Source organism: Janthinobacterium sp. NFX145 (genome assembly GCF_049810325.1).
In the GTDB taxonomy this organism is placed as follows: Bacteria; Pseudomonadota; Gammaproteobacteria; order Burkholderiales; family Burkholderiaceae_D; genus Janthinobacterium; species Janthinobacterium rivuli.
Map to the genome: position 1 here is coordinate 2,724,276 of NZ_CP187360.1, position 22,247 is coordinate 2,746,522.

General features: G+C 58.4%; 23 protein-coding genes and 1 tRNA gene. 13 read left to right on the top strand and 11 right to left on the bottom strand.

From position 1 onward, the window contains the following. The first annotated feature begins 19 nt into the window (after positions 1 to 19). Together dnaQ and ACPJXG_RS12145 are read left to right on the top strand one after the other, a co-directional pair. Complete coding sequence (gene dnaQ, locus ACPJXG_RS12140) at positions 20 to 736, top strand: DNA polymerase III subunit epsilon (protein WP_035819444.1); 717 nt, start codon at positions 20 to 22, stop codon at positions 734 to 736. An 81-nt stretch (positions 737 to 817) separates the two neighbouring features. Further along, positions 818 to 892, top strand: a tRNA-Val gene (locus ACPJXG_RS12145). Between the two features lie 86 nt (positions 893 to 978). Here ACPJXG_RS12145 and ACPJXG_RS12150 read toward each other — a convergent pair. Continuing rightward, positions 979 to 2,013 carry a tyrosine-type recombinase/integrase gene (locus ACPJXG_RS12150; protein WP_402718486.1) on the bottom strand — a complete coding sequence of 345 codons (1,035 nt, stop codon included), beginning with the start codon at positions 2,011 to 2,013 and terminating at the stop codon, positions 979 to 981. 178 nt (positions 2,014 to 2,191) lie between these two features. On the opposite strand from ACPJXG_RS12150, the gene ACPJXG_RS12155 reads away from it, so the two are divergent. From ACPJXG_RS12155 to ACPJXG_RS12165, 3 genes are all read left to right on the top strand, one after another. Next, a complete protein-coding gene (locus ACPJXG_RS12155) occupies positions 2,192 to 3,001 on the top strand; it encodes a DUF6651 domain-containing protein (RefSeq protein ID WP_425254405.1) in 810 nt (269 codons plus the stop codon). A gap of 141 nt (positions 3,002 to 3,142) precedes the next feature. After that, positions 3,143 to 4,507: a P22 coat - protein 5 family protein gene (locus ACPJXG_RS12160; RefSeq protein ID WP_425254406.1), complete on the top strand. Its 1,365-nt coding sequence runs from the start codon at positions 3,143 to 3,145 to the stop codon at positions 4,505 to 4,507. A 58-nt stretch (positions 4,508 to 4,565) separates the two neighbouring features. Next, on the top strand, positions 4,566 to 5,021 hold the full coding sequence (locus ACPJXG_RS12165) for a hypothetical protein (protein WP_402718483.1): 456 nt from the start codon (positions 4,566 to 4,568) through the stop codon (positions 5,019 to 5,021). 57 nt (positions 5,022 to 5,078) lie between these two features. On the opposite strand, the gene ACPJXG_RS12170 is transcribed toward ACPJXG_RS12165, so the two are convergent. Beyond that, positions 5,079 to 5,726: an FxDxF family PEP-CTERM protein gene (locus ACPJXG_RS12170; protein ID WP_257626541.1), complete on the bottom strand. Its 648-nt coding sequence runs from the start codon at positions 5,724 to 5,726 to the stop codon at positions 5,079 to 5,081. Between the two features lie 116 nt (positions 5,727 to 5,842). On the opposite strand from ACPJXG_RS12170, the gene ACPJXG_RS12175 reads away from it, so the two are divergent. Genes ACPJXG_RS12175 through ACPJXG_RS12200 form a run of 6 tightly spaced genes read left to right on the top strand, consistent with a single transcriptional unit; the run spans position 5,843 to position 8,582 of the window. Beyond that, the gene (locus ACPJXG_RS12175) at positions 5,843 to 6,346 is read left to right on the top strand and encodes a DnaT-like ssDNA-binding protein (protein ID WP_425254742.1); all 504 of its coding nucleotides are present in this window, start codon (positions 5,843 to 5,845) and stop codon (positions 6,344 to 6,346) included. Continuing rightward, entirely contained in the window at positions 6,343 to 6,783 is a 441-nt protein-coding gene (locus tag ACPJXG_RS12180; protein WP_425254407.1) for a hypothetical protein, read from the top strand. Before ACPJXG_RS12175 ends, ACPJXG_RS12180 begins: the two co-directional genes overlap by 4 nt. Continuing rightward, positions 6,770 to 7,153 carry a hypothetical protein gene (locus tag ACPJXG_RS12185; RefSeq protein WP_425254408.1) on the top strand — a complete coding sequence of 128 codons (384 nt, stop codon included), beginning with the start codon at positions 6,770 to 6,772 and terminating at the stop codon, positions 7,151 to 7,153. The genes ACPJXG_RS12180 and ACPJXG_RS12185 overlap by 14 nt, the downstream gene beginning before the upstream one ends. After that, positions 7,153 to 7,650 (top strand): hypothetical protein, encoded by a 498-nt coding sequence (locus ACPJXG_RS12190; RefSeq protein WP_425254409.1) that lies wholly within the window; start codon positions 7,153 to 7,155, stop codon positions 7,648 to 7,650. The genes ACPJXG_RS12185 and ACPJXG_RS12190 overlap by 1 nt, the downstream gene beginning before the upstream one ends. Continuing rightward, positions 7,647 to 8,048, top strand: a complete 402-nt coding sequence (locus ACPJXG_RS12195; protein WP_219313699.1) for a DUF4128 domain-containing protein — start codon at positions 7,647 to 7,649, stop codon at positions 8,046 to 8,048. The genes ACPJXG_RS12190 and ACPJXG_RS12195 overlap by 4 nt, the downstream gene beginning before the upstream one ends. Before the next feature lie 33 nt (positions 8,049 to 8,081). Next, the gene (locus ACPJXG_RS12200; protein WP_402718479.1) at positions 8,082 to 8,582 is read left to right on the top strand and encodes a hypothetical protein; all 501 of its coding nucleotides are present in this window, start codon (positions 8,082 to 8,084) and stop codon (positions 8,580 to 8,582) included. A 1,233-nt stretch (positions 8,583 to 9,815) separates the two neighbouring features. Here the strand turns inward: ACPJXG_RS12200 and ACPJXG_RS12205 are convergent. From ACPJXG_RS12205 to ACPJXG_RS12220, 4 genes are all read right to left on the bottom strand, one after another. Next, on the bottom strand, positions 9,816 to 11,918 hold the full coding sequence (locus ACPJXG_RS12205; RefSeq protein WP_425254410.1) for a hypothetical protein: 2,103 nt from the start codon (positions 11,916 to 11,918) through the stop codon (positions 9,816 to 9,818). Positions 11,919 to 12,053: 135 nt separating this feature from the next. Continuing rightward, a complete protein-coding gene (locus tag ACPJXG_RS12210; protein WP_425254411.1) occupies positions 12,054 to 12,350 on the bottom strand; it encodes a helix-turn-helix domain-containing protein in 297 nt (98 codons plus the stop codon). Positions 12,351 to 12,880: 530 nt separating this feature from the next. Next, complete coding sequence (locus tag ACPJXG_RS12215) at positions 12,881 to 13,420, bottom strand: hypothetical protein (RefSeq protein ID WP_139143344.1); 540 nt, start codon at positions 13,418 to 13,420, stop codon at positions 12,881 to 12,883. A gap of 205 nt (positions 13,421 to 13,625) precedes the next feature. Next, on the bottom strand, positions 13,626 to 14,120 hold the full coding sequence (locus ACPJXG_RS12220; RefSeq protein ID WP_425254412.1) for a hypothetical protein: 495 nt from the start codon (positions 14,118 to 14,120) through the stop codon (positions 13,626 to 13,628). A 140-nt stretch (positions 14,121 to 14,260) separates the two neighbouring features. Between ACPJXG_RS12220 and ACPJXG_RS12225 the strand changes: the two genes are divergently transcribed. Next, positions 14,261 to 15,118 carry a helix-turn-helix domain-containing protein gene (locus tag ACPJXG_RS12225; protein ID WP_425254413.1) on the top strand — a complete coding sequence of 286 codons (858 nt, stop codon included), beginning with the start codon at positions 14,261 to 14,263 and terminating at the stop codon, positions 15,116 to 15,118. Positions 15,119 to 15,447: 329 nt separating this feature from the next. On the opposite strand, the gene ACPJXG_RS12230 is transcribed toward ACPJXG_RS12225, so the two are convergent. After that, positions 15,448 to 16,689, bottom strand: coding sequence for a hypothetical protein (locus ACPJXG_RS12230; protein ID WP_425254414.1), 1,242 nt, complete (start codon positions 16,687 to 16,689; stop codon positions 15,448 to 15,450). A gap of 380 nt (positions 16,690 to 17,069) precedes the next feature. Between ACPJXG_RS12230 and yddG the strand changes: the two genes are divergently transcribed. Then, on the top strand, positions 17,070 to 17,975 hold the full coding sequence (yddG, locus tag ACPJXG_RS12235) for an aromatic amino acid DMT transporter YddG (protein WP_425254415.1): 906 nt from the start codon (positions 17,070 to 17,072) through the stop codon (positions 17,973 to 17,975). Between the two features lie 17 nt (positions 17,976 to 17,992). On the opposite strand, the gene ACPJXG_RS12240 is transcribed toward yddG, so the two are convergent. The 4 genes from ACPJXG_RS12240 to ACPJXG_RS12255 all read right to left on the bottom strand — a co-directional run bounded on the left by ACPJXG_RS12240 (position 17,993) and on the right by ACPJXG_RS12255 (position 22,247). Further along, on the bottom strand, positions 17,993 to 19,156 hold the full coding sequence (locus ACPJXG_RS12240; protein WP_425254416.1) for an MFS transporter: 1,164 nt from the start codon (positions 19,154 to 19,156) through the stop codon (positions 17,993 to 17,995). Between the two features lie 91 nt (positions 19,157 to 19,247). Beyond that, on the bottom strand, positions 19,248 to 19,829 hold the full coding sequence (gene vioE / locus ACPJXG_RS12245) for a violacein biosynthesis enzyme VioE (protein WP_099402241.1): 582 nt from the start codon (positions 19,827 to 19,829) through the stop codon (positions 19,248 to 19,250). A gap of 10 nt (positions 19,830 to 19,839) precedes the next feature. Further along, positions 19,840 to 20,958, bottom strand: coding sequence for a tryptophan hydroxylase (locus ACPJXG_RS12250; protein ID WP_425254417.1), 1,119 nt, complete (start codon positions 20,956 to 20,958; stop codon positions 19,840 to 19,842). Continuing rightward, the gene (locus ACPJXG_RS12255) at positions 20,958 to 22,247 is read right to left on the bottom strand and encodes an FAD-dependent oxidoreductase (protein WP_035819422.1); all 1,290 of its coding nucleotides are present in this window, start codon (positions 22,245 to 22,247) and stop codon (positions 20,958 to 20,960) included. Before ACPJXG_RS12255 ends, ACPJXG_RS12250 begins: the two co-directional genes overlap by 1 nt.

The window sequence follows — 22,247 nt, forward strand, 5'->3', positions numbered from 1 at the left end:
TTTTACGAATGAATCCGCCATGCGTCAAATTGTTCTCGATACTGAAACCACCGGCCTGAACCCGCGTACGGGCGACCGCATCCTGGAGATCGGGGCGGTCGAACTGAACAACCGCATGTTGACGGGGAATAATTTCCACCATTACATCAATCCCGAGCGCGATTCGGAAGAGGGCGCGTTGGCCGTCCACGGATTGACGACGGAATTCCTTAGCGACAAGCCAAAATTCGCGGAAATCGCCGACGAGTTTCGTGCCTACATCGCCGGCGCCGAACTCATCATCCACAACGCCCCGTTCGATATCGGCTTCCTGAACGCGGAATTCAAGCGCCTGAACCTGCCGCCCGTGCACGAGCAAGTGGTTGGCGTGATCGACACCCTGGTGCAGGCGAAAGAAATGCATCCGGGCAAGCGCAACTCGCTCGATGCCCTGTGCGACCGCTACGGCGTCTCGAACGCCCACCGCAAGCTGCACGGCGCGCTGCTCGACTCCGAGTTGCTGGCCGACGTCTACCTGGCCATGACGCGCGGGCAAAACAGCCTGAGCATGGAAGAAGAAGTGGAAGTGGCCGCCGACGGCGCCGCCCTGGAAATCGTGCCACTGGCCGAAGTCATCTTCCAGAGCGCCACGGCCGACGAACTCGCCGCCCACGAAGCCACCATCGCCGGCCTCGACAAGGCAGCCAAAGGCCAGTGCATCTGGACCGCCGTCACGGCGCCGCCAGCGGCCGCCTGAGAAAAAGCGATGGTATGGTAAATTTCCTCTTGCCAGCCCTTGCAGATGCCGCAACACCTATGCGATAATTCGCCTCGCTTCGGGAGGTTAGCTCAGGGGTAGAGCACTGCATTCACACTGCAGGGGTCGCAAGTTCGAAACTTGCACTTCCCACCAGAATTCGCTTTAATATCAAGAACTTAAATAAAGCCGCCAATCATCGATGGGCGGCTTTTTCTATGGGTGTAATTTTCGGGTGTAATTTATCCGACTTGCACGAGGTTGGACAGTTTGTCGAGCGCTGTACGTTGGGCATCCACCTGAAGATGAGCATACCGTTGCGTAGTGCGAATGTTGGTGTGCCCCAGAACTTTACTGATGGTGTAGAGGTCGACTCCGAGGCCCAGCATGATGCTTGCGCACGAGTGTCGCAAATCGTGGAAGTTGACGTGGTGCATGCCGGCCCTTACCCTGGCACGTTGCCAAGATGACTTGACGCTGCTCGGTGTAATAGTTAGCGGCAGATATGGAAGCCAGGGCCTCAGTGCTGGAATGATCGGAATAATCCGCGTCTTTAATGTTTTGGTATGACTAGATGGCAGAGTGATGGTGTCACGGCCAATATCCTGGCGGCGAATCTTGAAAATTTCTCCCCGCCGCGCACCAGTAAGTAACGCGATCCAGATGGCCGCTTGCACGCGCGCCGAACAAAACTCCGCTATCCGTTGAACCTGCTTCACGGAAAGAAATACTTCTCTTTCATTATTCACAACGACATTTTCTATACGAAGCCCGAAATTCTCAGGTATCAGGCGTTGGCGCCATGCCAAAGCTAAACCTTTCTTTGCGCACGCAAGAGATCGATTTATCGTGGCCGGCGCGTAAATCGATTCCAATTCCTTCGTTTTTGCATTCGCTACCTTTTTACTGGCGTCACGAATAAAGTGGTCTGCAAATTCCTGCGCCTGGCTTGCCTTGTAAAGCGCTGCCCATGGCCCAAGACGCACCACATGGAACTTTGACGTGTCGGCGCTTTTCAGGCTTTTTGAGTGCTCCAGGTATATCGCCAGTATTGCAGTCATTGGCGGGTCGCCTGGGATCACTACTTGCTTTTGCGATGGTGTCCGTTCTGCTGCCCTGAGCAGCTCCGCCTCTACGAGCTTGGCATCACGCGCAGTTGCACCTTTCGGCAACTTTCGGTGAATTCTTTTGCCATCGACCATGATGCCGACGTGCTTCCTACCTTCTTTGTCATCCCAGATGGACATTGGTTGTTTTCCTTTAAGCAGTTCTTGCATTTTTCAAGGTCGTAGCGCTTGGAGCGCGCGCTGACCGGTGTATATGGCAGCCCTGCCTGCTCAAGGCGACGGATCGTTGATTCGCTGACGCCGAGCGCGGCGCAGGTATGCTGCCTGTTCAATTCCCCGGATGCGCTGGCGTGTCTCTTGCCGGCGGCCTTGCCCGGAAAGAACGACCATGCCATTCAAATTCAACGCAGACGGAACCATTGCCATCGACGGCGAGAAGAAGCTGCCGATCTTCATTCACCCGAACGGTACCGAAGCGCCATTCGACGCGGATACCACGCTGGGCACGATCACCCGCCTGAACGGCGAGGCCAAGACCCACCGCGAGGGCAAGGAAGCGGCAGAGGCAAAGCTGAAGACCTTCGAAGGCATCGAAGACGGCGTGGCTGCACTGGCCGCCCTGAACACGGTCAAGAGCCTCAGCTCTGGCGAACTGAAAACGGCCGCCCAAGTCAAGGAAATCCAGGACGCGGCCGCCAAGACCGCGCAAGAGCAGGTTGCCGCACAGGCCAAAACCAGCGCCACACAACTGCAGGAACTGACCGCGCAGCTGGAAAAGCGCACCAGTGAACTGAATACCCACATGATCGGCGGCGGCTTTTCCAGCTCGAAGCTGTTCACTGACGACAAGCACCCGCTGCGCCTGGCCATCCCTCCCGAAATGGCCAAGGCGTATTTCGGCAACAACTTCAAAGTCGAGGACGGCAAGACCGTTCCGTATGATGCCGGCGGCAACAAGATATTCTCGCCGACCCGCCCGGGCGAAATCGCCGACTTCGATGAAGGCCTGGCGCAGTTGGTGCAAGCCTGCCCGTTCAAGGATCAAATCCTCAAGGGTTCCGGCGCATCAGGTGGTGGTGCGACTGGCGGTGGTGCAGGCGCTGGCGCAGGCAAATCCATGACGCGCGCCGCTTTCGATGCAGCAACGCCGGCCGCGAAGGCGGAATTTGCCAAGGGTGGCGGTGCCGTTACCGATTAATCGCTCCCGACGTTGAGCAAACCATTTCCATTTCAGTATTACCGCAACGCATAGCCAACGCCTGGATGGGGGTTGGTGTTTTGGGCTGGATGGCCTGTCTGTTTTAAAAATTCCAAATCACTAACTTTTAAAGGCTTTACCATGAAGAAAACCTTGCTGTCGGTCATGGCCCTGTGCGCTATGGCCCTGTCTATTGCCGCGTCGGCGACCACCGCGATTACCCACAAGGCCGTCGAGATGCTGGTGGCCGTGCCAGAAAAAGCCGACTTCGCCGGTCGCGTACTGGTCGAATTGGCATATCGCTACATCACCAACTACGCCGCGCGCACCGGCGTGATCATGGGCGCAAACTCACTGAGCGGCCTGATCACCACCATCTACAGTGCTTCGGACCAAGTTGCGCGCGAGCTGGTCGGCTTCATCCCAGCAGTTTCCGCTGATATGAACTTTACCCGAGCGGCGGTCGGCCAGGAGGTTACGTCGCCAGTCGCGCCTGCTGCGGTTGCGACCGATATCGCTCCAGCGGTGACGCCGCCCAATGACGGCGACCAGAACATCGGCAAGAAGGGCGTGGTCATCACCAAGGCGCGCCGCGTCCCGATCCGCTGGAATGGTGAGGAGCAACTGGCTCTGGATAACAACGGTGCGAGCTACAACGTGATCCTGCGCGATCAGTTTTCCCAGGCCATGCGCACGCTGGTGAACGAAGTCGAAAGCGACCTGGCCGCGCTGTATGTTAAGGCGTCGCGTGCCTGCGGCAATGTTGGCGTTGCTCCATTCGCCACAACAGGCGACCTGACCGACACCGCCGGCGCCCTGCGCATCCTGGAAGAGAATGGCGCCCAGGGTCTGGATTTCCAGTTGGTGCTGGGTTCGGCTGCGATGGTCAACCTGCGCGGCAAGCAATCCGGCTTGTTTAAGGTCAACGAAGCCGGCCGGGAAGACATGTTGCGCAACGGCATGACGGACCGCCTGCAAGGCTTTGCGCTGCGCAATAGTTCCGGCATCAAGCTGCACGGCAAGGGCTCCGCTGCTGCTGCAACCACCAATGCCGCTGGTTATGCCATTGGCGCTACCGTCATCACTCTGGCGGCAGTTGGCACCGGCACCTCACTGGCTGGCGACACCATCACCTTCGCTGGTGATGCCAATCAATACGTGGTGTCGAGCGGCGACGGTGATGTCTCGAATGGCGGCACCATCACGCTGGCTGCGCCTGGTCTGCTGAAGGCCATTCCGGCTGCCGCCACTGCCATTACCGTTGCCGCGACGGGCTTCCGCAACATGTTTTTCGCACGTTCGGCCATCCAGCTGGCCACTCGTGCGCCAGCGCTGCCGAAACAGGGCGACTCGGCCGTCGACCGCATGCTGGTCACGGATCCACTGACCGGCCTGACCTTCGAGATCAGCATGTACGCCCAGTACCGCCAGATGCAGTACGAAGTGGCGCTGGCATGGGGCTGCGACTCGGTCAAGGACGAATTCATCGGCATCCTGCACGGCTAACCATCAACCCGGCCCGGCCAGCACTGCGGTGCTTGCCGGGTCTCACCTGGAAATCACCATGGATACCATCCAAATCGTATCGACGGACCTGCGCACGCAGGGGCCGTTCGTCGTCATCAATAAATCCGACTTCAACCCCGACATTCACGAGCCGTACGGCGACCAGGACCTCGGCGCATCGGTCGAGCGCGTGCCAACCACGGCCGAACTGCTGGCCGCGCGCGATCAGTTGATCGTGCGCGAGCGCGAACTGGCGGCTGAGAATGAGCGCGTTGCCAAGCAGGCTCACGAAAATGAGCTCGCTGCCGCCCGCATCGCGGACCAGACCGCCGCGAATGAAGCCGAAGCTCAGCGCCTGCGTGGCGAGGCCGGATCCTTGGCTAGTGGTGCGGTCGCCAGTACGCAAGCCACCGGGATGAGTAAGGAGCAACTGCAGGGTGCGCTAGATAGTAAGGGCATCAAATACCCTGCGGCGGCAAACAAGGCTGAACTTCAAGCGCTGCTGGGTGCTTGAATGAGGTAGTGGTTGCTGGCAAAAAAACGGCGCCATCGTGCAAGGCGCCAATTTTAATTAAGACGACTTAGCTTTGCGACGAGCCATGAAGCCGATGAGGCCCAGGCCTGCCAACATCATGCCGTAGGTTTCCGGCTCTGGTACTACTGGGGTGATATTCGCTGTATAGGCCATGTTACTTACAGAATGGTGGTTCCATGCGCCATTCAAATCAAGGGGATTGGCGCCATCGGAATTCAGATACGCAAATTTGCCTCCCAAGCCAGCGTCGGCGGTCGAACCTTGCATCGTCACGCTTGAAATTGGATTGTCGATGCCTGCAGTTGTTAAAAATGCGATGTACTTTACACCGACTAGCAATGTCAAATTGATTTCATTCGCTACGAGCGTCTGGACGCCACCGCTATACGCGATTGGTGAACTTGTGTACAAGGCCGGCCCGATGGCTTTGCTGCCATCCCAAGTCGCAATTATCAACCCCACGTTGCCATTGTTACCTGCAGTCGCATAAAAGCTGAAATCCTGAAGTACTCCTTCGAATGATGTCGTTAAGGTTTCGCCGTAGCTGGTCGTGTCAGGAGCACCCAGAGAAGAGATTCCACTGCCAAGTAACGCGACGTTGGAAAAGGTTATGGCTTGTGCGTGGATGCAGGCGCAGAAAATGAGAGCGCTGAGCGTAATTTTGGCAACAGTTTTTGAGTTCATTTCATCCCTGTGTTTTGATGTTAAAAAAGTACTGAAATTAATTATACGACAATTTTATGCGGTATTTGCTGGATATATTTTTGTTATCAAAGTAATAGGAATAAATTTCGATCATCATCGAAACAGGTGCCGGCCTGGCAGACGCAGACTCATATGCCAGCGTCGCCGCGGCTGATGCGCGTTGTGCCAGCCTGGGCCTGACCGCTTGGGCAGCGCTGGCCGAGGCATCCAAGGAGATCGCCTTGCGCAAGGCGGTTCAGTTCATGGCCTCCTACCGCACGCGCTGGGCCGGCCGCCGGGTGTATCAGCATCAGGCGTTGGATTGGCCACGCTACAACGTCGTGGTCGACAGCTTCATTGTGCCCAGCATCATCGTGCCGGTGGACGTGGTGAATGCTTGCATTGACCTGGCCGTGCGCGCCGGCAACGGCGAAGACCTGCTTCCCGACCTCGACACCGGCTCGAACGCCATCAAGAAGGACAAGACCGGCCCGCGGGAAACGGAGTACTTCCAGAACACCAAGGACGCGCGCGAGCGCTTCGTGGCCGTGGACGCGCTCCTGGCGCCGTACTTCGGCACGGCCGGCGGCGGCAATTCGATGAAGGTGACACGGGCATGAGTACCAATCCAACAATACACCGCGTGGCGTTCGGCCTGCAATGCGACGACCTCATCTACACCGGCATGTCACGTGCGGTCTGGACGAGCTCACTGGTGCCAGACTGCGTTATCAAGATCGAGGAGCGGGCCGGATACTTCCAGAACGTCGTTGAATGGGAAACTTGGCAGCGCGTCAAGGATACGCCGCTGTCGCGCTGGTTCGCCGCCTGCCGCTGGATCAGCCCGAATGGCACCATCCTGGTGATGGAGCGCACGCGCGCCGCCGGTGATGCTCAATATCCGGAGAAGATGCCGGCCTTCCTCTGCGACTTCAAGCGTCGCAACTACGGCATGTCGGGTGAGTTTCTGGACTGCCACGACTACGGCACGAACATGTTGTTCGAAAACGGCATGACAAAACGGATGATCAAGGCGGACTGGAGTGACAGCGCATGACCGACTACACCAGGCCGCCGTGCGCGCCGACCAGTCCCTGCGCCGCAAGGGCGGCATCGTGGTGCTGCGCCAGGTCGTGACCGGCGAGTACGATCCGGGCCTGGGCACGGCGCCCAGCGCGACCACTGACTACGAAGGCAAGGGTGTCAAGATCAATTACGAGGCCGAGAACATCGACGGCATGTTGATCCAGGCGGGCGACCAGAAGCTGCTGCTGTCACCACTGCAGCGTAATGGCGCGCCGATGCCGCAGCCTACCGCCGCCGACCTGGTGCTGTTCGGCGGCGCCAACTACACGGTCAAGGCCGTCGAAACCACCGCGCCGGTCGACGTGGCAGTGCTGCGCACGCTGCAACTCAGGGGGATTTGATGGCCAGTATGTCGTTTTCCATGCAGATCGCCGAATTCATCGCCAAGACCAAGGCCAATCAGGACTTGGTGGTGCGCGCCATCACCATGAAGATCGACAACAAGGTGATGCATCGCTCGCCGGTAGGTGATGCTAAGTTCTGGAAGCACATGCCGCCACCTGGTTATACCGGTGGCCGCTTCCGCGCCAACTTGCAGCTCTCCATCGGCTCACCGTCTGCTGGCGTGCGCGACCTGATCGACAAGGACGGCAGTGCCACGATTGCCGCCCACGGCAGCACGATCAGTGCGGCGAAGGCGGGCGACGTGATCTATCTCGTGAACAACCTGCCTTATGCGAAACGCATCGAAGAGGGCTGGTCCCGCCAGGCGCCCGTCGGCGTGGTGATGCTGACGGTCGTGGAATTCCGCACCATTGTGGACAATGCTGTGAACGGCGTGCGCGACGGCACCACCGCAAGCGAGTTCGCTCAAGGCTATTCGAGCTATAAATTATGAGCCAAGCAACAATACGCGCGGCACTGGAGACGGCACTGACCAGACTCGCGCCATCCATCGACACCGCATGGCAGAACGTGCCCTACACGCCGGTTACTGGCCGGCCGTATCAGGCCGCCTACCTGCTGCCGGCGGAACCTGCCAATCACTCCATGGGCGACGGCTCGCGCCAGGAGCGCGGCATCTTCCAGGTCAGCCTGATGTATCCGTCAGGGCAGGGCACTGCCGTTGCCGGCGCGCGCGCTGAAATGATCAGGGAGCTGTTTCGGCGCGGCGCAAGCTTCACGAAGGGCGATGTGACCGTGCAGATCGAGCGCACGCCTGAAATCGCAGACGGCCGCGAGGACGGCGACCGCTGGATGGTCCCTGTCAAGATTCGCTGGTTCTGCAACCTGTAACCCGCATCACCCACACAGATCCGCACTTACGGCTTGCTGCCAGCAGCCAAGACGGCACTGGCCATTGCCGACTTGGAGGAGCAGAACGCGGCCTTGGCTGGCTTCGCGAATAGCGAGAAGACCATCGAGCTGAATAATCGTAAGATCGACAGCTTGAGCCGCTTGCGCGCCGCGCAAGGTGTCGCCCAGGCCCAGGAGGCTGGCACCGACGTCGCCAAGGCCAAGGAACTGCTGGATATTTTGACGGCCGTCGACACGGTGGCGCAGGCTGCTGCCACCGGCATGGCCGAATCGTTCGGTGCTGTGGGGAAAGCGATCGGCGGCCTGACCACAGCGCTGACTGGCTACGAACGCACGCAGGCTGGTGTCGCAGCGCAACTGGCGGCCTCAATGAAGGACGCCGGCGGTGATCCGACTAAGATCGCCAAGGCTCAAGCCACAGCAGCCCAGCAGGGCGCGCAAGCGCAGATCAAGTCTTATGGAGACATGGCCAGCGCCGCCAAGGGCTTCTTCAAGGAAAGCAGCACCGGCTAATCGGCGAGCTTGATCAACTGGCCTGCGCATTCCCACTAGTGTGGCAGCCGGAGATTTATGGAATAGGTATAGACGAGGGCGACGAGATCGCTGCTCAGGGGGCGGCTGCGAGACCGCGTTTAGGAATCGAGCTCACCCAGAGCCTGCAATTGGAAAATGCGCCGAATAGCGGCGACTGGCTTACCACTGCCGGGCATGCCGCGCTTAGAAGTCAGGTTTGGGGTAATTGGCAGGCGGATCCAGACAGTCACCGATATCGCCGTCATAATGATGGTGAGGTATTGTGGGCGACACTTGATTGGCTTACCGCAACATGTCCGCGCTGAATCAGCAACTGGTGTATACAATCAGGCTCCAGAAATACCGATCGTCACAAGACTACGATACCTCAAACGGGGTCAAACTTGTCCTTGTGGGCCTTGAGGCGTTGACGGCACTCTGAGGTTTTGGCATGCAGAAAAAGCTTCGAAGCAAGATGCTTGAGATGTAGATGCTATAAACTCAGCTAGGCTTCCGCGGCGAAGCCTGGGCGAAGCGTAATTGTCTCTGTGGTCAATATAACCCGATCCATATCGATGTGTACCAATCAGCTGAGGCGGGCAGCGTGAGCGTACGCTCTAATGCATCGCGACCAGCACGATGCGTTGCAGTACCGATCGACATTCAAACGTCAGCACCGGCTGCGGCAGCCAGCCCCAAACCGCGGGCACCGCCTACACGTCAAGCCAAAGTCGGAGCCCTGCAAAAACCTGAGCTATAAAGTCGCAGGGTGTTTAGCCATGGAAGATATCCTGTCTGAGCCTGCCGAAGCTCAAGCGGCATTTGCTAGCGCGCAGTAGGAGTTTCTGCAGGGCAGGGGATAGGCAGGTCGGCCCCAATCTCCTCGTTGGATCCGGCAGCTGTGAGATCGCGAACCAGGAGTCTGGCAGGACACCCAGGTCTCAACACGATCATTGGCTCTTCATCTTTCAAGAGCCATGGATCAGGAGAGCCTAAGCTATAGGTGGCGATTCAGGTAGCTATAGCTGCTATTTTGGACCGGATGTGATTACCGGAAAGAATATCAACGGACTGTTTGCTAATACGTGAGGGCAAAATACGTGAAGCCCGCGTATTTAGTTTAGTGACCAAGGAAGCGTGACACAGTGCTGCTTTGCCGTATGCCGACATCTTATAGGTCGACGCAAATTTTCTATACGGATTGTGGAAAAAACCTACGTGCAAACCGCTCGCTTAACGGACGGTTTGCAGACGAACGACGACGGTCCGATCGATATCGAGATTTTCGTTTGCGACCCCGTAGGCGCTGTCGGCGCCCTGTGCCGACAGCCCATTCACCAGGATCAGGCCGGGCGCGGCGTCCTCCAGCGTTTTGGCGGCAGCGGCTGCCCGTGCGGCAGACAGTATGCGATTGCCGCTGTCTTTGGTGCCGGCTGCCGGACAGCCATCGATCTTGACCGCATCCCGAATCTGATTGACGTAGGTGCAGCGGGGCGCGACCCTGGCGCCGCAGTTTGACGCTGAGGCAGCGGGCGGTGAGGCAAGGCCGGTAATCGACGCGTTGAAGCGGCCGCCGGTGCTTTCAGCATGGTGGACCGCAGCAGCGGCCAACAGTTTCAGTTCAGTGTCGATCGTCTGGCTGCTGCAGGCATTGCTGGCGAAGGATTTGCTGGGGGCGAAAGTCACCACGTAGTCGCGCCCGTCGCGCACGCATGCTGTGTTGTGGGCGGCAAAATAGCCGCTGGCGCAGAACGACGCGCCAGCGTCCGGCGTGGCGGCAGTGCCGCCGCCGCTGCCGCCGCCAGCGGGATACGGGGCCACATTGATCACCGGCGCGACGGTATTGGTGGGGTTGAAGGTATTGCTGTTATTGATGTTGAAGTTGGCGTTCAGCGTCGCCGAAGCCTGGCTGACGGCATACGCGGCGGCGGATACGTTGATGTTGTTGGCTATCGCCACCTGCAGGTCGCTGCCTGCCACACCGGTCTGGCTGACAAGCAAGGCCGGTGCGCTGCGTGCGGCGTCGTCGATGACCTTGGCACTGGCGGCGTCCGCAATCCGCGTTACGGAGGCCTCATCGACTTGTTCCAGTGTTGGGAAGATAATTTCTGGCGGCGAGATTTGCCCATACTTGTCTTTTTCGGGCACGCGCGCGCCGGCCTTGACCCTTGTTTCCATCTTTTCGACCAGCAGCATCTGGCGTGCGGCCCACTCGTTAGCAAGGGAAACGTGCAGCGCGACGGGCGGTGCTGGCGGCGCTTTTTGCCCGTCCACCATCGCTGCATAAGATGCGCTAATGCTGCCGAACAATTCATGGGCACCGTGAGCCGATCCTGTCGCATCGTACTCTACCAGCTTGTCTTCGATGATGGTTTTGTTCGCTGCATCGTCCTTGATGTCCGTGATGAACAGCGTGTCGACGATCTCGGTCAGCATGGAAAATTGCGTGCCCTGCTGCAGATTGCTGCAGGCAGCGCGCCGCATCTCCCGCATGAATTGCTGCAGGTATTTCGGGTTATCCGATCCGGTTTTTTTCAGCCGTTCCTGGTAAATGCCTTCGATCTTTAGCTTGGCCTTGTTGACGCTTTTCTGGATATCGGGACCGAAAGCCATGTAGCTGACGCTGATGACGCCGTAGCCTTGCTGGTCCAGTTTGTTGATGATGGCGTCGGCTGGCCGCAACGCGCTGTGCAGCATGTCGAGACTGCGCCGAGCGACATGGACGATAACTTGGTTGCGCAGCGTGTCGCTGATGACAAGCCGGTAGTCGCCGGACAGAAGTCGGTCAAACTGGTCAAGGGTGGCTCGGAAGTTGGTATCCCAGGCGGCCAACTCGATGGCCATTTGCTGGCTGAACAGCTGACGGTCCTTATACAGCGTCTGCCGTAGTACGTTGATGCTGGTGCGCAGCTCAGCGAGCTTTTGGCGTATCGCTGCCGGATCGATTTGATTCACTGCATTTGCTACGGCAACCAGCCGGTTTTGCTCTGGGCTTTGCAGGCTGTTTTCGAGTGCATCTTTTTTCTGATTGACAAGGTCTCTCAACTCATTCAGTTGCGTGACGACCTTCTCAAACTTGTCTAGCTCCGCTTTCCTGAGCATCTCGGCCTCGCCGGTTGAGAACTCGTAGTCATACTTGGTCTGGATTTGTGCAAATGCGCACAAGGGCAGGAATTCGTAGTGTTTCTTGCTTTGATTTAGCCATACATCACAGTCGCCGAAGTTGCCAAGATGCGCGGTGAGTATATTGCTGGGAGCAGCGTTCGGCAGGGGATCTTCTTGCACTTGTCGGCATTGTTCCGATACGTCAACCCGTTGACCAATCGATTTGGACATCTGGGCTGCACAACCACTGAGCAAGCTGATCCCAACTATGACGAACATAGTAAAAGCATGTATACGCATGATTTTTCTCCCTAGTGTCTTGTCATACTAATGGCGAAAATTGAAAAAATTATCACCAAATATCACTTAGATAACAAAATTACCTAGAAAGAGGAGTGAAAAATTGTCCTCAAGACCATCTTTGCGGATGTCAGATTGTACCGGCTTGCGCCGTACGGCACCTAGCGCGCGACGAATCGTTGCTGCGCACACGCGTAAAGCACAGCGGTGATGAAGTTCGTCGGAGATTTCCTGCAAGCGGGCCTGCGCGCGCTCCATTACGATATCGTGTAAAACTGCGATATGCTCAGGCTTCAACGCAGGTGGTCTGCCGCCGGCTCTGCTTGACGGCTCCGTGCCGTTGAGTGGATATTTCGTTGCCATGGCATGCTCCTCCCACATCGCGATAGCATGCCACAACTCCGATATTGATTTTGTCTACAAATAGGAACTTGGGGCAAATCTGGGGCAATGGGTTGTTGACCCGCTGTCCAGCCCCAAACGATACTGCCGCTTCCTGCGGCCGTTTTCACGTCAAGGGAGTCCATAAGCTTAGCTTGCGGGCGGTTCCTCTCGACGGAATTATTAAGCTAAACCAGCGCCAGACCTATTTGTTGCCAGCGCCAGCGGGTGCATTGCTGCGCCCTCCGCCGGATGGCTTGCCCGTTCCACTTGGCCACCCTCCGCCATTTCCTTGCCCACCGCCAGCTGCCCCGCCACCTTTACTGCCACCGCCCTGGGAGCCAGCACTACGGCCTCCGTTATTACCGCTACCTTTACTCATTTTTATCTCCTTTCCGGATCACTGTGAATCGCCACGAGTCTGCTGGACACTCGCTAGCCTTTCAACATGCCTTCGCTCGCACTCGGAATGCCGTTCATTTCTTGTCGCCTTTGGTGCTTGCCGCTTCACATCATGGACATGCGGCATTCGCCAGGCCTCCGGTGTTGCAAGCATTGAGGTAGCCTTGCGCCACTGCTGGCGTCAATTTACCGCCCGTCTGTGCGTTGATGAATGCTGTGCGACAAGCGCTTTGACCGTTGCTCCCCGGGACAATCGTTTGAGCGTTCATGCGTTGAACATAGGTGACGGGGTCGACGCCACAGAGCAGGGCGTTGCTTTGCGCGACAAACGCTCCGGCAGCGTTCTGGACGATATTGGTCGCTTGTTCGCAGTTGTTGGCCTGAGTGCGCACTGTCAGGTGGAGAGGGACGGGCGGGTTCACGCCATTTGGCTGGAGACCGAAGGTCAAGTGAACGTCGGGTTGTGCGGCCGTCAATTCACACACTTGCAGGTTTTGCGTAGCAGGGCTGAGGCTTTTGCAGAGGCCGCTGGTGGCGGCATTGCCATAAAACGCCAGCGATGGGCATCGATTTGGAACCTGCGCCAAAGCACAGGAGGAGGCGGACAACAGCGAAACGATCATTGCGGCATGACGCATCTGGGATTTCATCTTGTTCCTTTCGACTTGGTTGAATGGTTGAGTCTGCTATCTCAAATTGAGGTCTGGCGACTAGCTCCAGGATGTAAGCAATACAAATCCTACATGTTTCGACTAAAGAAAAACTATTCAAATGTAATAATATTAATTTTTTGAAAATATCGTTGATATGTATCAGTGGTGTCCCGTTCCAACTGAGCACAGGTACGCTTTCCAGCTATCGGGGGATGTTATCTGTTGATGCGATAGCACTCTTGATCCTTTCCTTGAGCGGCAAAATCATCGATCCAGCTGCCGTGCGATCGTCCCGATTCCGGCTCAGGAAGTACGGATCGTCTTCGGCCAAGGTACTGACTGACGGCAGTATCAACGCGTGCATCGAAGGTGACGATCCTGAGGGGGCGCCGATGCGCGAACTGAAGCTAGTCACGCCGCCGGCTTGAGTCTGAGCTCTGGGGTTCAAAATTTGCCACTCCTGGTCTCGCGTACGCAACCCGGTGTCGAGTTCGGAGGCAGGCAAAAACATGGCTTGCAATGCCTGCACCGTCCCACCCGATCCCGGCGGCAGTAAGCCAGACGGCGATTGACGCTGTACAGCCTCGGCTACTGATTTTCTTAAGATATAGAACATAATAATGTTATATAAACGCCATTTTTTAACAGTGGTGTTGTAGTATGGCAATTCGTAACTGACGTTTGGCGATTGAGGCACTCAGGGGATTTCCCTTTTGTAAGCATGATTCCATGGCTGCGACCTTTGCGGCCATTTTCGTATGCGGGTAATCCTGGCTTGCTTTGCATCGATCGGGCGCTTGCCGAGGCATCGTCAAAATATCAAACTGGGGATCAGGAATGCCGAACTCGCTTGCCTATCATGTTGTCGTAAATGCGCTCGAGGGCAAGGCTGGCTGGACGCCGATGACCAGGTTCGTCTCCGCGGTGTCGCACGCCATCAGTGGCCACCTGCCATATCAGCGCTACCATGCCGCTGGCCGCGCCAGAATGGCTGAGGGAGCTGGGGCCGGTGTGGTCGAGCGCATGGTCAACGACTTCCTCGCCACCGACATCAACCCTGGCTATCTGCTTCTATCGTCATTCCAGCGCGAAGCCGATGTGTTGATCGCGTTCAACGTCTATAACCAGTCAGCCAAACTTGGCGTGCAGACTAGCCTTGGTGCCAGTGGCTACGCGCGTCGGCCCAGCAGTGCCTCCTGCAATGGCGCAGATGGAACGCTTGCGGCCGATGGCGATGATCCTGATGGCTGCCGCCAAGGCACCCTGGCGATTGTGGAAACCATGATGGCGACCACGCGGCGCAATGCGCAGTTGCCGAACGGAGCAGAGACGCGCAGCTTGACCAGCATTGCCAATATCCTGGGTGTGGAGGCGTCCGCTGCCGGAGAAGTGGCTCTGGTGTTTGAAAGCGAGGGACACCTTCCCATCGCCAGTGTCGCCCGCAAGCTGGGCTGCCACCAGCGCACTTTGGAGCGCCGTTTGCGGGAGTCAAATATAACCGCTGAAGCCCTTAGACAAGCGTCGCGCTTGATTCGCGCATCGCATCGCCTCTCATCCTTCGACAGCCTTACGATGATTGCCTTTGACGAAGGTTTTTCTGATTTGGCCCACATGACCAGGGCATTTCAAACCGCATCGGGAATGCCTCCCAGTCTCATACGCAAGTTGATGCGCCTTAAGCCACCTCATAGGTGACCTTCCATTTCCAAGCTTGCTTATTATGCTGGCGTGTCATGAAGCCCATTAGGCCGAGGCCCGTCAGCAGCATGCCGTAGTGTAGCTCACGTCCGTTATAACTGCGATAGCACTGGGCAGCAAGGGATTGGCGCGCCGACGTTGAGGGGCCATTGCGTCAGCCGTGCGCCCGTATGCCGAAGGCAGATAGTCCAGGTGCGCCCAAATACAGGCACTCGGACCTGCCCAAAAACAGGCCAGGCCCTGTTGTCTTTCACACTGGCGCGAGTTACCCGGATCGCCCTTGGTGAGACTGGCCGGGTTCAGGCCGAACCATGATGGCGATATTGTCACAGGTCCGACGTTGCGTTCCCGTCGGGAATGACCAGTACAAAATCGTAGCCCTGAATCATGCCCTGAACACTGCTGTCTCCATTCGCCAGGGATTTGGCCGATCCCAGCAAGGGGCGCACGTCGAACAATGACCATTCCTTATGTTCACTCGCCGCGGCAAAGAAGGGCAACACGCCAGCCATGGCGGACTTGGTATCGACTTTTTCGATTTCTGTGATGGCAGACGCGCGCCCAATGCCGGCAAATTGCGACTGCTGGCCTTTGGACGCCAGCACCAGCACATGCAGCGATTTTTTTCCGCGGCCTTCCGCATATTCAGCCAAATAATTGCCGATCTCCCGGCTACCGGCGCCAAGCGGGTTATAGCCCCGGAATACATGCACTGCACCGGCTTTCAGCAACATGCGCTGTGCAGGCGCAAGCGTCAAATGGCTGGCCACATACTGCTTCATTAGCCTGGCACGCTGTGTATTGGACGAATACCCTTGTCCCGGCGTCATGTTTTTGGCATAAATGCTGCGGCTATCAATCAAGGAATTCAACATCTCCAGGGCGGGCATTTCCTTGGGTGTCGTGAGCAGTTTCTGTAATGCGACTAATTCTTCTTCTTTGATTTTTACCATGAAAAGCTCTCGCGGATCTCCGCTCTCCGACGCTCGGCGATAATCGTCGCTTTCAAGCTTGCGGAAGGCCTCGATTTTTGATTTCGCCAAAGGACCAAGCGGTTGCTCGGCCATTTGATCGAGCAAATATTTCGAAGCGCCCATGAGTTCCTGATCCATTCCCACTAAATGGAACGATGGTCCGGCAGCTTTCGCGATACGCGCCAGGAATTGGGCCTCAGCTTGCCATTTGTAAAACGCAGTCGCTACCGGATATGCCTTATTAAATGCCGCTATGCCAGCGACGCCGGTATCGGATTTCAACGTTTTTTCCAAAGCATCAGCAACCGCCGGCCCATTTTCGATAATCAGCGTCGTAAATCCTTGCTTTGCCAGTTCTTCAAAATACGCCGCCGAAAAATTCGCAATTTCTGCAATGCCATGGTCTTCGCCGATGAGTACGAACTGGCTTTCCAGGCCCGCGTTTAGCAATGTCGTAGCGCCGGAACCAGCCATCTTTCCATGATCGATTGTGATAGTCGTGCGTAGGGTGGCCAGGCGGTCTGGCAACGATAGCGGCTTATCCGCCGACAAGACAGGCATGGCCAAGCTGGCCAGCATGGTAAAAATAATCATGGAACGAGTTTTTTGCATTATTTTTCGCATAAATTGTCTTCTGTCTGGCGATTTCAGTCGCGGTGTATTTGGAAGCAGGATGTCCTGCTCGGCTGGTAAGCAATCGCGATCACGCGCTATCAGTATGCTGCGCGTAATTCGGGTAGGCTGGGCTTGAGGATACTTCCTTTTATAATTTTTATGTATGGGCGGGAAGGAGAAATTTGCCGATGCCACGGTAAATCAGGTGACGCGACAAGGATCCTGACACAGAAGAGTGTAAGTTTGGCTACTGGAATATAGTATCCGCAAATAATTGATGGAATTTCAATAATTCTCACCGCTGATTGCCCTGGAGAACGACACCGGGCGTGTAACTGCATCATCTGAATGACATAAACATGAAAAATACCAACAAGGCCACCCTGACCGGGCTGGGCGCCATTCTGCTGTGGAGCTCGATTATCGGACTGATCCGCAATGTCATCGACCTGCTGGGACCCACGGGCGGGGCGGCGATGATGTACAGCGTGGCGTCGGTGTTCCTGCTGCTGTCCGTGGGTTGCACGCGACCGAGCGAATTTCCACGCCGCTATCTGCTCTGGGGCAGCCTGCTGTTCGTCACTTATGAGCTGTGCCTGGCGCTGTCGATAGGCTATGCCAGCACGGCGCGCCAGGCCATTGAGGTGGGTATGGTGAACTATCTGTGGCCAACCTTCACCATCGTCGCGGCCATCGTGTTCAATGGGCAGAAGAGCAATTTCCTCATCGTGCCGGGTTTCCTGCTGTCCGTCGCCGGCATCAGCTGGGTGCTGGGCGGCGAACAGGGTTTTGATCTGGCCGGCAGCGTGGCCAACGTGCGCGGCAACCCGCTCAGCTATGGCCTGGCCTTTGCCGGCGCGGTGATCTGGGCCGCGTATTGCACCGTGACGGCGCGCATCGCGCAGGGCAAGAATGGCGTGACCCTGTTCTTCATCCTCGTTTCCGTCAGCTTGTGGATCAAATACCTGCTGCAAGGCGGCGGCCCCATGGTGTTTACTGTCGAGGCCGTCATCTACCTGCTGCTGGCGGCCGGCGCCATGGGCTTTGGCTACGGCGCCTGGAACGTGGGCATTTTGCACGGCAACGTCACGATCCTGGCCGGCGCCTCGTATTTCATCCCCGTGCTGTCCGCCGCGCTGTCGTCGCTGCTGCTGCGCACGCCGCTGTCGCTGGCTTTCTGGCAAGGTTCGGCGATGGTGTGCGGCGGCGCCATCCTGTGCTGGCTGGCGACGCGCGCACGACGCATCAAACCAGTCAGCACCTAACACCGCGCCGCCAGCCGCTAGTGCGACAACACCGAATCGCGCGACTTGTGCCCGAGGTAAGGCAGCAAGCTGATGAGGCCAAGCACGGCCAGTGCGACGCCGACCCACAGCGGGGAGCGCAAGCCGTAGCCGGCGGCGATGCCGAGGCCGCCGAGCCAGGAACCGGCGCCCAGGCCGATGTTGATGACGGACGTGTGCACCGTGTTGACCAGCGGCCCCGGATGGGCCGTTTTCATCACGCGGGCGATGATGGCGGGATTCATCGACATGCCGACCAGGCCCGTGACGACCAGCAAGGTGACGCTGATGGTCTTGTCGTGCGCAAAGACGGCGAACAGCGCCAGGCTGATGCTCAGGATGACCATGCCCCAGACCATGATGACGGTGGTGTAGCGGTCCGCATAGCGGCCGACCACGCCATTGCCCACCACGTTGGCGACGCCGTAGACGCCCAGCAGCCAGGGGATGTCGGAAGCTTGAAATCCTGTAATTTGCGTCAGGAGGGCCGCGAAGTAGCTGAAGGCCGCGAAAATCGCTCCGATGATGAGGCCGCTGCTGGCGTACGCCGCCCACAGGTGGCGGTTGCGGAATTCCCCCAGTTCCTTGCCGAGGCTGACGACCTCGGATGGTTTGGAGGGCGGCACCAGTACGCTGATGAGCGCCAGGCACATCAGCGCCAGCAGCACCACCAGCCAGAAGCTGGCGCGCCATCCCAGGTGCTGGTCGATGAGCGTGGCGACCGGCACGCCCACCACGGAAGCGAGCATGAGACCGCCAATCACGACGGCGGCGGCGCGTCCGCGCGCGTCGGGCGCGACGATGTCGGCGCAGATCGCCAGGGACAGGCCAAAGCAGGTGGCGGCGGCCACACCCGTGACCACCCGCGCGATGGCCAGGATGTCATAGCTGGTAGCGGACGCGGCGACGGATTGGGCCAGCACATAAAAGCCCAGCAGCCACAGCAGGCCCTGCTTGTTCGGCACGCGCAGCTTGAGCAGGACGATGGTGCTCAGCGGTCCGCCGATGACCATGCCCATGGCGTAGAGCGAGATCAGGTAGCCGATGCGTGTCACCGGTTCGTCCATGGCCAGGGCCAGCGACGGCATCATGCCCGCCACCATGAATTCGGAGGTGGTTAACGAAAAGATCGTCAACCCCAAAATGTAAACAACCAGCGGCATAGCAATATCCTTCGAGAGTAATAACAAAAACACCCGCCAGGCGTGGCGCGCGCTACTGCCGCATGCGGCCGGGGCGCGCGCCACGTCCTGGTCAGGTGTTGCAAGACGTAAAGACGCTGTCCGGAATGTCGCCGACCAACAGATTGGGAAAGTCGCGTACCGACAGGTGCTGCGGGTCGTTGCCAGTGACCATGCGCAACAGGCGGTTGCCACCGGCCTCCAGGTAAAAGACCGATGGCGGCTTGCCCGTCCGTTCGACTACCCAGGCGTCCGCCTCCCGGCCCAGCACGCTGTGGAGGCCGTCGTGACGGGCACTGCCGTCGACCAGCACCGCTTGCGGCAGGAACAGGTCATGGAACGGCGTCACCTCGTCGGCCAGCGCCGTGCCCTGCAGCTGCTCGCCAGTTGCCTGCGCCTGCCTGGCGTAAGCCACTTTCTGCTTGCGGCTTTGTTCGCGCCTGGCGTCGCCGATTTCCGACATCCACAGCAGGTGTCCATGTTCCTTTTCCGACCAGGGATTGAACAGGCCATCGATGCGGCAGATGTTGCGCGCATAGTCGAACCAGCAATAGCCGGACGTGACCTGGTCATCCGCCTGCATCGGCGTCCAGTAGGAAACATAGGCGCTGCTCCATTGCATCGGCAACAGCGGCGGTGAGACGTGTGTCGGCATGGTGTCTCCCTTAGCGGCCCAGCGCGTAGCCAAGGCTGGCCATCAGCGCTTCCTGCAGCGACGGCAAGTCCTTGCGGCGGGCGTCGAAGCTGGCGGTCAGCTCTTCATTGCTCAGTTCGATACGCTCGCCAACGCTTTCAAACCACAGGCGGCTGCTGTTGGCGTGCTCCTTGAACAGTTGCACCAGGGGCACGGCGCGGGCATTGAAACTGTCCAGGGCCGCGGCCGTGCCAGCTTCGGTATTGAGGATCTTGACCAGCAGCAGGGCTGCCACCACGGCCATGGTGGTACCGTGGCCAATGGAAAAATGCCCCGATTGCAGCGCATCGCCGAGCAGGACGAACTTGCCGTCGCAGGCCTGGTCGTGGCTGAGGGTCATGAAGTTGCGCCAGCCCTGGCCCGGTTGGCTCTGCAGTCCGTGCTCGCCGAGTTCGGCTTTGAATGTGTTGGCGATGTACGCGGCGGCGTCGCGCTCGGACAGCGCTTCCAGCCCGGCCCTGGCGTACGTTTCTTCGCTGCACTCGACGATAAAGGTGCTCATCGTGTCCGAGTATTTATAGGCATGGCCGATGAAAATGCCGTGCTCATTGCTGCGGAACACCAGGTTCATCTGGTCGAACAGCTGGGTGGTGCCGTACCAGATGTATTTGTTGCGGCCGAAATCGATGTGCGGCGCCAGCGCCGGCGGCAAGTCCAGCGATTTGTAGTTGACGCCATTCGATACCACCACCAGGTCGTACTCGGCCTCCAGCTGCGCCTTGTCCGCTGGCGGCGATTCGTAACTGATCGTGATGCCGGCCGCCACGCACTTGGCGCGCAGGGCCTGCACCAGGGCCTGGCGCCCCACGCCGCACAGGGTCACGCCGGTGCTCATCAGATTGGGCTGGTCGTGATGCACGAGCTTGAATTCTTCCAGGAACTGCGGATTGAGCCGCTCCGGCTGCTCCAGGTAGGACAGCGGATTGGCGGGATGGCGGGGCGGGCGTCCCGGCAGCACGACACCCCAGCCCAGCACTTCTTCCGGGGTGTTTTTTTCCGTAATGCTGATATTCCAGCCGGGCTGGGCCTGTTTCATTTGACTGGCGAACAGCAGTCCTGCGGGGCCTGCGCCGATGACGAGAATGTTCATTAATTTACCCTTCCAAGTTTGTACCAAACGTTTTGTTTCTTCTGGATTTGCTGCAATTCATCGTAAGGAACCGATGTGAAGTACAGTTTCTCCGCCATGTCTGGCGGATAAACACGGGGGAATTTCTTGTGCATGTAGCGCGTGTAGCGCGTCTGCAGGAAGAAAATCAGATTCGGATTGCTCAGGGCTTCATAGTTGGCGATCGCCATGTCCTGCATGGCGTCCGCCTGCACCTTGCGCTGCTGCGTGAACTCGGACAGGGCAGGGCCCAGGGCGTTGCCGTGCTTTTCCAGCAGGGAAACGAAGACGTGGACGTCTTCCAGCGCCATGTTCATGCCTTGCCCGAGGAAGGGGGCGGTGGCATGCGCCGCATCGCCGATCAGCAGGATATTGGCTTTGTAGTGGAAGGTGCTGGAGCGGACATTGATGAGGTCGTTGCTGGGCAGCGCCATGAACTGGTCCAGCATCTCCTTGCGGCGCTCCGGCGGCAGGGTGCCGAAGTAGCGGCTGAAGAAGTCGGCCATGGCTTCGCGGTTGAGCGTGCCCAGGCTGGGCGTGCCGGTGTAGGGCAGGCACAGGGCAAAGCTGATGCTGCCGTCCGGGATGGTGGCCGCGCGGCCGGCAAACAGGCCCTTGGAATCCATGCCGAAGAAGTACAGCAAATCCTTCCTGAAACCCAGATCCGCCGCGTTCGGCAACACCAGCGTCTTGTAGCCGTGGCGGAAGTAACTTTGCCGGAACTCGAAACGGCGCATGCCGCTTTGCATGGCGCGCCGCACGGCCGAGTGGGCGCCGTCGGCGCCAATGACCAGGTCGCCATGCAGTTGCTGCAAGACGCCGTCCGGGCCCTGGATCAGCACGATCTTTCTTTCCAGGTCGACATCCAGGCATTTATGCTCAAAGTAATATTTCACCTCGTGCTTGGCGGCATGCCGGTTCAGCAGGCGCTGGAAGGCGGTGCGGTCCAGCGACAGGGGGAACAGGCCTTCGAGCGGAGTCAGTTCGCGTATCCGGTGGCGCCCGCCCACGCTGAAGGCCATGCCGACGATGGGTTCGCCGCACTGGTCGAGCTCCTGCTTGCTGATGCCCGCTCCCAGGACGGCCTTGATGCCGCGCACCGTCATGCTCACGCCGATGGCGCGCGAGTTGACCGGGTCGGCGTTTGCCGCGTTTTCCAGCAGCGGATCGCCGCGCTTTTCGACAACGTGGACATCGTGTCCCCGTTGCGCCAGATAAATGGCGCTGAGGCTACCTGCCAGGCCTCCGCCGACGATAATGATTTTATGCAT